Genomic DNA, 570 nt, shown 5'->3' with positions numbered 1-570 from the left:
GCGGGAATCTCAATTGATTTCTTTTCCTCTGGTTACTTAGATGTTTCAGTTCACCAGGTTCGCTTCCTTAAACCTATAGATTCAGTAAAAGGATGACAGGGTTTTAAGCCTGTGCGGGTTTCCCCATTCGGACATTTCCGGATCAAAGCTTGATTGCCAGCTCCCCGAAACTTTTCGCAGACTTCCACGTCCTTCATCGCCTGTAATCGCCAAGGCATCCGCCATGTACGCTTATTCACTTGACCATATAATAGGGATTAGACTCATTATAATAATGAATCGTCCAAACTATATGACAAATAGCTCTTCAATTCTCCTACGAATGTAACATGATAACGTTTCACTTTAAGTTAACTCATTTTATCAAATTGCCATATTGAACCTTCAACCTTAGATGAACCTTAGATAAAGATAAACTAAGATCAAAAAACCAATAATGACTTTTCAATGAAATTGAATACATCGTTACTTAAGTGATGCAATCTCTCCCGATCTTCCTTGTTATCTTGCTATCCAATTATCATTCTCATCACGAGAAGAACAATCCAATAACAAGACCCGAAAGATCTC

General features: G+C 38.1%; 1 rRNA gene. It reads right to left on the bottom strand.

The window, feature by feature from the left end:
- Positions 1-245: ribosomal RNA gene (locus tag FK530_RS26395) — 23S ribosomal RNA — on the bottom strand; the annotation flags it as partial.
- Between the last annotated feature and the right edge of the window lie 325 nt (positions 246-570).

The organism is Tsukamurella conjunctivitidis (assembly GCF_007858475.1).
GTDB classification, from domain to species: domain Bacteria; phylum Actinomycetota; class Actinomycetes; order Mycobacteriales; family Mycobacteriaceae; genus Tsukamurella; species Tsukamurella conjunctivitidis.
This window is presented reverse-complemented; position numbering and strand designations above follow the sequence as displayed.